Source organism: Alkaliphilus hydrothermalis (assembly GCF_016908555.1).
Classification (GTDB): domain Bacteria; phylum Bacillota; class Clostridia; order Peptostreptococcales; family Natronincolaceae; genus Alkaliphilus; species Alkaliphilus hydrothermalis.
The window spans coordinates 1-8823 of record NZ_JAFBEE010000037.1; the positions used below are offsets into that span (position 1 = coordinate 1).

The following is an 8823-nucleotide window of genomic DNA, read 5'->3' on the forward strand; positions in this document are numbered from 1 at the left end:
AACCTTAATGATGATAATTATCTAAAATAAGATAATTAAGTTTATCACAACAAAGCTAAATAGGAGAATAAAAATGACTAAAATTAAAATTGACTAAAATTAAAATTGACTTTTGTATCCTAGGTGAACGCTTCTCACCAGATAAATAACAAGATTGCTTAATTTAAACCCTTCAGAATCCTATCGTAAGGGAGATGTTTTTATGGGGGGACCAGATAAGCAAACTCCCCTAAAAAGAAAAGAATGTTGCTGGAGCATTCAAACAGAATATACTGAATCAATTGATTTATCAACAGAGATGAGTAAATTATATGATGTTTTAAAAGACAAAACAGATATCATAAATGATATTCAGAAGGAGTTTTCTGCTAAATGTAAATTTATTATTGTGATGATTCTTTCAGAAAATCCAATAAAGTCAAGAGGGACGGTTCTTGTTGACTCTTAAATGATGAAAATGAATTGGAGGGACAACATTCCTTCAAGGTTATAGGAGAAGCTGGAAAGAATAAATTTATCCGTCAAAGAATCAATCTTTCAGGGGGACCAAATACTAAACTAACCCTATCAGGTTGGTCAAGACAAGTAGTAGCTAACCCTAATGGTGGAAATTATCTAATGCAGGTAGCCATCAACCATACCGATGGAACAGTGGATTGGAATAATGCCAACGACTTTAGCAAAACAGAAACTGAATGGCAACATGTGGCAGCCAGTGTAAAAGTAAATTCAACAAAGAACTTTAGCTCTATTGATGTTTACTACTATTATTACAATCAAACAGGTACAGCCTACTTTGATGGAACAAGATTAGAAATGGGTGATAGCGTAACCGCCTATGAATACGACGGAAACCAAAATTTCATAACGAATATTAAAGATGGATTAGGAAATAACCTTTCTTTTGGGTATGACGTTGTTGGAAATAGGACCTCAATGACTGATGGTAGAGGAAAAACAACTTCATATGCTTATGACAAGCGAGGGCTATTAACCAAGGTTACTGATAGTAGGAGTGCTATTACAAGCTATGGATATGATGGAGTGGGTAATAGAACTAATGTTACTGATGCAAGAAACAAGGTAACGAGTTATGAGTATAACGAATTAAATCAAGTTTCAAAAGTAATTAATCCATTAAATCAAGTAACTCGTTTTGAATATGATCGAAATGGTAATCGTACAAAATTAACCTATCCAAAAGGGGATGTAGTATCTTATAGCTACAATCCACTAAATAGGCTTCAAAAAGTATTCTATAATGGAGTAGAGAGATATGGTTATAATTACGATGGAAATGGGAATATAATAGCCATAACAGACACAGTATCACGTGAAAATTCAACCTTCATTTATGATGAAAACAATCGAATAACAAAAGTTGAAATCGGTACAAATAATAGCATCCAATATAATTATGACGATAATGATAATATAACATCTATTGTTAATATGGCGGGGGCAACTTCTGTCACAACAGGTTACAATTATAACCAAATAAACCAAGTGATACAATTGACTAGAAATGGCTCTAATATGATGAGGTTTATCTATAATGAGGAAGGAAAAGTTGTCTCGACAAATAGACAAAATGACACCACAACTTCTTACCTTTATGATGACTCTAAACGACTAAAAACAATTACTAACTTCAAGGCTAATGGTGGTGTCCAGAATCAATATACCTATAACTATGACCAGAATGGTAACCCAAGTAGTGTTGTTACCGACAAAGGTACTATTAGTTATCAATATGATGATATAAATCAATTAATCAGCGAAACACAGATAGATGGAACCGTTATATCTTATGAGTACGATGCAGTGGGAAACAGAACAAAGAAAACAACAATACTAGGTGGCACATCAAGTATTCTTGACTACACTTATAATGATGGCAATGAATTGATCTCAGTTGGTGGTCAAGCTTATAATTACGATGCAAATGGTAATTTGATAAGTAAAGGTAGTAAAACATATATCTATGATATAGACAACCGCCTACAGGAAGTAAGAAATAATCAAGGCCAGACAATTACCTCCTTCACCTACAATCATGAGGGTAGAAGAAATAGTATGACTACTTCAAGTGGTACTATTCACTTCTTCTATACTGGAGATAAGGTTCTTTATGAAACGGATGAAAATCATAACATCATAGCAGAATACACCTATGATTCAGAAGATAACCCAGCAACCATGACTAAAGGAGGAGCAACCTACTACTACCATATTAATGGACATGGAGACGTAGTATCTTTAACAGATGAAAATAGTAATGTAGTTGCTTCTTATGATTATGATGCTTATGGAAATATTATTTCTCAAACTGGTATAATGGCTTCTGCCAACCCATATCGATATTCAAGCTATAGATATGATGAAGTAACGGGGCTTTACTATTTGATGGCTAGATATTATGATGCAAATATTGGTAGGTTTGTCACAAGAGATCCATTCCAAGGAGTTGTTTATCTGCCCATTAGTTTAAACACTTATGTCTACTCCTTTAATAATCCAGTACTGTATAATGATGTAAGTGGAAATTTTGCTTTGCTTTTAGGCGCTTTTGCAGCAGTCTCAATAAAAGCTTTATTGACTGCTATATTAGTGGCAACTACTGTAACGGTAGCAATTGTTGGAACTCATGAGGTTTCTAAGGCGCTAGAAGATAAATTTAGAAGAAGAAAACCCAAAATAATCTTTAGGACAGGAAGTGGAAACGGTACTAACTTGACTCCAAGAACATCGGATTTCCTAGGTTTATCCTATTCTACAGTTAAACCACTAAGAGCTTATACAGCCACAACAATGGAAGCAATTAATGCAACAGGTAAGTTAGTAGCTATAAAGGATGGTTTGACCCATGTGTCTGTTAGACCTATTAATATGACCAAGATGAAAGAGTGGATTAATTCCAGAACAAATGCTAATACAAATCCTCATGAGTATACTAAGTTGCTTCAAGCTTTATCTGTAAGGGTAAAATAGTATAAGGAGATATAGAAATGAATGATATTGAAATTATTAGACTAGTAGAACAATTAAGCTGGGATTATCCAAAAGAGTCACAGCAAAAAGCAATGAAGTCGTTATTAGAAATAGATGTTAAGCTTATAAATCTTTTAATTCAAGAAGACAAAAAAAGCACATGGGAAAATGCTCTAATAGTATTAGAAAAGTTAAGCTATAGTCATTATATACAAGCTGTTCCCAAACTAATATGGTTACTACAAGATATGAATTGGCCTGGAGTACCAATTGCTGTTGATATAATGAAAAAAGTTAATATTAACCACCTAATTCATTGCGTTGAAGAAGCCCTTATAAAGGCAGAGGCAGAAGAAGATTATATGTGGATTGCTGGAATTCAGAGCGTTATAGATACTTTAAACATTAGAGTTAGTGATTTCCAGAGAAAAGAGATATATGAATATTTAAAACTTGCTGACTGGTAAAATAATCATTTTATAGATAAAAGACTTGCACCAACTAAAAGGCCAAGAGGTAGCTGTTATAGTAACTGTAGTATCTGGACTTATGGTTAAATATGGATTTAACTAGTAGTAACTACAATAACTACTGTGTAAATGTGGTTTTGACTGTAGTAGGGAGTTCAAAGGGACAAATAATAGCGGGCAATTAGAGCATTTAGATGGATATTTTCTTTAGAATTTTATATTAGTTTGTTTAAATGTAATTAAATTCAGTCAAGAGGGACGGTTCTTGTTGACTCCGACTATTTCCTATGAACATGATGCAGTAGGAAATAGAACTAAAAAAATCTCAACAACAGGTGGAGTATCAACTACTACTAACTACACCTACAATGATGGTAATGAATTAATTTCTGTAAATGGTCAAGCCTATAGCTATGATGCAAATGGAAACTTAACCAACAACGGAAACAAAACCTATATCTATGATCTAGACAACAGATTAAAGGAAGTAAAAGACAGCCAAGGTCAAACTATTGCCTCCTTCACCTATGACCATGAAGGAAAGAGAAATAGTATGACCACAAACAGTGGAACAACTCATTTCCACTACAACGGAGATAAAGTAGTTTATGAAACAGATTCAAATAACACTATCGTAGCAGAATACACCTATGATCCAGAGGGTAACCCAGCAACCATGACAAGAGGTGGAGTAACCTACTACTACCACATTAATGGACATGGGGATGTAGTAACCTTAACTGATGCCAGTGGTAATGTTGTAGCCGAATATGACTATGATGCCTATGGTAATATCATTTCTCAATCGGGTACAATGGCTTCTGTCAACCCATATCGTTATGCAGGATATAGATATGATGAAGTAACAGGGTTATATTATCTGATGGCTAGGTATTATGATGCTGAGGTTGGGAGATTTATTAGTAGAGATCCGTTCCATGGAATAGAAACAGACCCCTCATCTCTAAATCAATACAATTATTGTGGAAGTAATCCAGTAATGTATACGGATCCAACAGGACATTTACGTAATGGATGGTGGAATTCGGTGAAATGGGTAGGTAGAATTATTGATGCAGCAATTGTCGTTTTTACAGCAGGAAAATCAATATATGGAAAAAAAGCAGCACAAGCTTTTCTGAAGAAAAATAAAAATAAAGTAGTGCATGCTATACGAGGTAAACTTCTAGCTCTTCATCCTTCTATTACGAAAGTAGCTGTCGGAGCGGCAATAAGCGCAGCATTCACTCTTGCTGGAGAAACTCCAGGATCTTTGGTAGCAAAAGGATTAGATTATATTGACCATTGGTGGGGAAAAACTAGAAAAAACGGTTATGTATTTGGATAGACTCTAATAGGGAGGAAATTTAAGGTGAAAGGAAAAAAAAATAAACAACAATTAGAAGATGAAAAAATAGATAAACAACAAATACAAGACACGGAATATGATGAAGAGCAATTAAAAGATATAGAAAAATTAATTAAACCAAAGATTTCGACTTTAATTCTTTTAACCGTAATTTATATATCTCCTTATGGACACCTACTTTTGCACATTGCTCTAAAGGAATACGATAAATTATTACTATCATCCTTATTAGTTTTTCCATCATTGATAATGTTAGGTGTAACTTGGAATGATCACTTTTATTATGTAAAAAACTATAAAAATATTGCGAAAGAGACATACAACAAGTTATTTAAAGAATAATTCTCCAAAAATAAAGTTTTGAATTTTAGCATCCACAATATGACAAAGTGATATTTAATAACATATCACTTTGTCGATTTTATTTATCATTCCATCCAACGACTATAGCAAAACAGAAACCGAATGGCAACATGTTGCAGCCAGCGTAAAAGTAAATTCAACAAAGAACTTTAGCTCTATTGATGTATACTACTACTATTACAACCAAACAGGTACAGCCTACTTTGATGGTACAAGATTAGAGATGGGTGATAGCGTAACCGCCTACACCTATGACGCAAAGGGCAACTATGCCACAAGTATTAAAGATGGACTAGGAAACACAGTTTCCTTTGGCTATGATGATGTAGGGAACAAAACTTCTATCACCGATGGAAAATTAAAAACAACCTATTTTGCCTATGATAAGCGTAATCTTTTAACCAGAGTTACCGATGTAAAGGGTGGAATTACTTCCTATGGCAGAGATGCTGTAGGTAATATCACTAATATTACTGATGCAAGAAATAAGATAACAAACTATGAGTATAATGAATTTAATAAGTTATCCAAGGTTACTAATCCTCTAAATCAACTAACAGTACTTGAGCATGATAAGAATGGTAATATAACTAAATTAATCTATCCAAAGGGAGATACAATCTCAAGTAGCTACAATGCCTTAAATAGATTAGATAAGATTTTATACAATGGAGTACAGCGTTTTGGCTACACTTATGATGCCAACGGTAATGTAACTGGGGTCACCGATACAGTACCGAACAAAAACCAAACCATCACCTATGATGATAATGCTAGATTAACTAAGGTGGAAACTGGAACAAACAACAGTATCCAGTACAATTATGACCTCAACAGTAATATCACATCCTTAGTAAAAACAGCAGGAGCAACTTCAGTAACAACAGGATATATCTACAATCAATTAAATCAAATGGTTCAGTCGACAAGAAACGGATCAAACTTAGCAAGATTTGTTTATGATGAAGAAGGAAATATCATTACAACCAATAGACAAAATGATTCCAGTACAACTTCACTATTTGATGAAGCTAATAGATTAAAGACCATCTCAAACTACAACCGTAATGGTGGAATTCTAAACAGATTCACCTATAGCTATGATGCAAATGGTAATAGAACAAGTGTCGTGACTAACAACGGAACAATCAATTACCAATATGATGACTTAAATCAATTAACTCAAGAAACTTTATTAGATGGCACGACGATTTCCTACGAACATGATGCAGTAGGAAATAGAACTAAAAAAATCTCAACAACAGGTGGAGTATCAACTACTACTAACTCCATAGGTGAAGGAGGCAATCGTTTGACCTTGGCTGTCTTTTACTTCCTTTAATCTATTGTCGATATCATAGACATAGGCTTTAAAAACAGATTTTTATATCAATATTCTTTACTTTTATTTATTTTGTGAATAATTTTATGATTATATTTATTGAAGCATCTTCTGATTGGGAACTAAAAGGTATCCTAAAGTTGTGGGTTGTTACACCTCAGATAATAATATTATTAAACTTATGGATTACAGATTTTTTATTCCTTCATAGTAGATCGAAAATTGTAAAAACTTATATTAGCTTGGACATAATATTTAAATTAATAGCGATAGTTTTGATATATTATACAACAATTGTTGAGGAATGGGCAGAGTCTTTTAATTATCTCTTAGTTATGCAATCAATTTTAATGGTAAGTACATTATTACTTGGAGTGTTAATAATGAAACAAGAGGGTAAAAACTTGCCAATAAGTAAATATCTATTATCAGAAAAAGATATCAACTTATTAAAAAACTATGTTAAACAACATAAAGATAAAATCGGGAAATTAATTTATATTAACCCTAAAACTAATAATAATATTATACTCAAGGTTGCTCTTATTATTGAACATTCATATGTACTATTAGTTATGATTTATATAGTATTACCAACATTAATGCAACACTTCCCAAATTATAAGTTATTGTTTGCAGTTATAGGCTTTATTGGACTTTTAGGTTATTTAAAGTTGTCTTATCAAAGACTAGTTTGGCTTACAAATGAACAGAAAAAAGCCAGAAATAGGTTCTTAATAGAAACTAGTAGCCTACTATTGGGTGTTGCGTTACTTTATTATAGTAACCTACTATTCTTTTCAATGTTTTCTTTATATCCTACTATTTATATTAACAGAATGATTACAATAAAATTCGTAGAAGTGCTAGATAATTAAGATCCGAGAGGTGGAGTAACCTATTACTACCATATCAACGGACATGGGGATGTAGTAACCTTAACCGATGCCAGTGGTAATGTTGTAGCCGAATATGACTATGATGCCTATGGTAATATCATTTCTCAATCGGGTACAATGGCTTCTGTCAACCCATATCGTTATGCAGGATATAGATATGATGAAGTAACAGGGTTATATTATCTGATGGCTAGGTATTATGATGCTGAGGTTGGTAGATTTATTACTCGAGATCCATTCCATGGGTTTGTAAATGAGCCACTTTCCTTAAATCAGTATAATTATGCTCATAGTAATCCTGTGATATATATTGATCCAAGTGGATATCATGCTGCCGCAGTGTATTTCATTCCAGGAATAGGTCAAGTAGCATTTACTGCAACAGCTATTATAGTAGGGGGATGGGCAGTATATAAAGTCGGTTCATGGCTATGGAATAAGGCTAAGAATTATGTTCTAAATGTAAGAGAAAATTTAACGGCACAAGATATTATTGGCAAGGAGAAAAAAGGAACAATACTAAGGGAGTTTCCTACGGAATTATTAGATAAAACTTTAAAAGAAATAGAAAATTTAGCTAAAAAAGGTAAAGCAAATGCTAAAAAGGCGAAAAAACTTCTAAATGATAAAAGATTTAATAAGGGAGACAATAGGAAATGATTACTGATAAGGAAATATTTAATATTATTCATTCAAGTAGATCTATTGAAAATAAAACAGAATTAGTATATCTTCATCAGAAGAAGTGCAATAATATTTTATTGACATTTAGAGAAAGTTTCAAAAACTATGTTATAAGTAATTGGTCAGATACTGAAAGTGCCAATTGTTGTGAAATGAAAATTCTACTCCACGAAAACCAGGGTTTATTAGATGATGATAAATTATTATTGAGCTGTCTTGGTGGAACACGGAGAGATTTGAGGATATTTTTTAGTTTAATCTCTAATTATTGCTTCTATTTCATCGAAGAAACAGAATTCGATGAGGAGAATAGTATTTGGAAGTTTACACAGGTATCTGAGGAAGAACTGAATAGTAATATTAAATTATTATTAACACAATTAATAAGAGAACTAGGATATAAGAAATTAGATTCTGAAAGTGCTAAGCGAATAATTTCAGATGTACAAATGGAGTTTGTTGATGATGGAAATGTAACTGTTTTTCATTGTTTATTTACTGACCTTGTTGATTTATTTGATAGTAAAACTGTTCAAGAATAATCTTTAGAAATTAAGACTAGGAGACAAGAGGAGAAATTTAATGATCCCTTGTCTTCTTCAATTTATAGGTAACCGTCAAAGAATCTCCGCCTAGCCTGCAAATAGAAGCTTTGCTAGAATACAGATAATAAAACTTCTAAGGAGGAGATCTGTTTGACAAGTA

9 protein-coding genes are annotated in these 8823 nt (G+C 32.8%); all 9 read left to right on the forward strand.

Annotated elements, in window-relative coordinates; all coding sequences use genetic code 11:
* Window positions 1-154 precede the first annotated feature (154 nt).
* A complete protein-coding gene (locus tag JOC73_RS14760) occupies window positions 155-448 on the forward strand; it encodes a DUF4279 domain-containing protein (RefSeq protein WP_204404619.1) in 294 nt (97 codons plus the stop codon).
* A 14-nt stretch (window positions 449-462) separates the two neighbouring features.
* Entirely contained in the window at window positions 463-2991 is a 2529-nt protein-coding gene (locus JOC73_RS14765) for an RHS repeat domain-containing protein (protein WP_204404621.1), read from the forward strand.
* Between the two features lie 17 nt (window positions 2992-3008).
* Entirely contained in the window at window positions 3009-3458 is a 450-nt protein-coding gene (locus JOC73_RS14770) for a DUF5071 domain-containing protein (protein ID WP_204404623.1), read from the forward strand.
* A 268-nt stretch (window positions 3459-3726) separates the two neighbouring features.
* The gene (locus JOC73_RS14775; protein ID WP_204404625.1) at window positions 3727-4809 is read left to right on the forward strand and encodes an RHS repeat-associated core domain-containing protein; all 1083 of its coding nucleotides are present in this window, start codon (window positions 3727-3729) and stop codon (window positions 4807-4809) included.
* 24 nt (window positions 4810-4833) lie between these two features.
* On the forward strand, window positions 4834-5172 hold the full coding sequence (locus tag JOC73_RS14780; protein ID WP_204404627.1) for a hypothetical protein: 339 nt from the start codon (window positions 4834-4836) through the stop codon (window positions 5170-5172).
* Between the two features lie 70 nt (window positions 5173-5242).
* Window positions 5243-6535 carry an RHS repeat domain-containing protein gene (locus JOC73_RS14785; protein WP_204404629.1) on the forward strand — a complete coding sequence of 431 codons (1293 nt, stop codon included), beginning with the start codon at window positions 5243-5245 and terminating at the stop codon, window positions 6533-6535.
* Between the two features lie 86 nt (window positions 6536-6621).
* The gene (locus tag JOC73_RS14790; protein ID WP_204404631.1) at window positions 6622-7413 is read left to right on the forward strand and encodes a hypothetical protein; all 792 of its coding nucleotides are present in this window, start codon (window positions 6622-6624) and stop codon (window positions 7411-7413) included.
* A 33-nt stretch (window positions 7414-7446) separates the two neighbouring features.
* A complete protein-coding gene (locus JOC73_RS14795; protein WP_330613229.1) occupies window positions 7447-8094 on the forward strand; it encodes an RHS repeat-associated core domain-containing protein in 648 nt (215 codons plus the stop codon).
* A complete protein-coding gene (locus tag JOC73_RS14800; protein WP_204404635.1) occupies window positions 8091-8660 on the forward strand; it encodes a hypothetical protein in 570 nt (189 codons plus the stop codon). Before JOC73_RS14795 ends, JOC73_RS14800 begins: the two co-directional genes overlap by 4 nt.
* Window positions 8661-8823 lie beyond the last annotated feature (163 nt).